Genomic DNA, 1,632 nt, shown 5'->3' on the forward strand with positions numbered 1-1,632 from the left:
ATAAATGTATATCCATTCATGTGAAAATGTATATTGAGTCATGTATAAATGTATATCCATTCATGTATAAACTCCAAACTGATAAAATGTATATTCATTCATGTGTGGATAAGTGCCTATTATACTGATAAGCAAATAGTTAAATGAAATTTTTTGTTGATAACTCAGCATAAAATGTATATCTATTCATGTAGAATCATTGTGACTAATTTCAAAAAATGAATACTGATATGAACCAATATACATTATTGTCAAAAATGTATATTGGCTCATTACTTAATAATGATTAATTGGTTGATAGTCAATATCTTGTAAAGATATAATGTAAATGAATTTTGAGTGTATTTACTTTTTTTCTATGTTTGCTTGAATTCTAACCCTGACTGACCACTAATGGCAAAGAAGACCAATTCAGAATACATTGAAGACTTACAGAATAATTCCGACGTGGTCATTCTGAATAATCCCATTGCAACGCCCACCTTTATACGTCAGTTGTCGAAAAGTAAAAAGGCTGAAATCAACGAAGTATATACCCCCAAGCTATTCTACGAAATAGCTTCACGCCTGAAACCCTCCGACTTAGAAAACCTGAGTAGAAATACAAACATAGTACTAACACTCGAAATTAAAGACTTTTTAAAAAGCATCCAAACGACCAATACATCGGGTTATTCGTATTTGATTGACTCAATTAAAATGCTTCAAACTACGCTCGTTGAATGGATAGAAGGTCGGGAAACCATCATCGTACCAATTATTTCGCAAAGTGTGCATAAGCACGATTCAGGGAAAATAGACCTCTATATTTCGCACGACTTGGCGAAGCAAATATTGCAAGTAAAAGAAACGGAGAATTTTAGCTTCTTCAAAAAAAATGTATTTGCCCTACAAACTACTCGCTCAATCAAGCTGTTCCCTTTTTTCAGTAGTTGGAAGAATTATGGTCGCCCGATAGATGTGGACTTGAAATCATTCAAGGAAAAACTGGGCTTCAATAAAGCTGTTTATTCCCGTTTTTCGTCGTTAAGAAAGCATGTTATTGACCCAGCCATTCACGAGATAAATGAGAAAACCGACTTGTTTGTAAAATATGAGCTGCTTGGTAATAATTTAGAATCAAAAAAACCAAGAGTAACAGGCATACGGTTTTGGGTGTGGGAAAAAAAGAACGTAAAGGCACTGGAAGAAAAGAAAGCCAAACAGGGTAGGGGAGAAGCCATCGTGGACGTGGACAAATACATTGAACAAGTAACAGCCGATTATAAAACTCGGCTACGCAAACACGCCGATGAATTTTATGACCGCCTCCTGGGTAATGCTGCCAACAAGACTCATTATGGAGAATTAGTTGCGAAATTTCAAGGTACGGCTCTGGTCAATCAGTTCAACATGATAACTGATGTGGAATGGATGATGAAAGAATTCTTCCGTATGTTTCCTTATCATGCCGAGTCATTGCGCTCGCTCTCTGCTATTCGTTCGCATATTGAAGTCACGGAACAGGAGTCTAAACAGAGAGGATTTTTACTCTATTTTGAATTAGATGAAGGGTTTGGTTTGAAGGTGACGAAGGCAGTTTAGTTTTTTCCGAAAATCATATAAACCATTCCGAAAATCTTGTAACAGCTC

Annotated in this window: 1 protein-coding gene; it reads left to right on the top strand. The window is 35.8% G+C overall.

Annotated features, from left to right (window positions below; genetic code table 11):
- Nucleotides 1–393 precede the first annotated feature (393 nt).
- Complete coding sequence (locus K339_RS0109915) at nt 394–1,584, top strand: replication initiation protein (RefSeq protein WP_028523436.1); 1,191 nt, start codon at nt 394–396, stop codon at nt 1,582–1,584.
- Nucleotides 1,585–1,632 lie beyond the last annotated feature (48 nt).

Origin of the sequence: Runella limosa DSM 17973, from assembly GCF_000482465.1 — a bacterium.
Classification (GTDB): Bacteria; Bacteroidota; Bacteroidia; order Cytophagales; family Spirosomataceae; genus Runella; species Runella limosa.

What these genes read in the sequence shown, in the direction of transcription:
- K339_RS0109915 (WP_028523436.1), top strand. Translation starts at nt 394, where the DNA reads ATGGCAAAGAAGACCAATTCAGAATACATTGAAGACTTACAGAATAAT.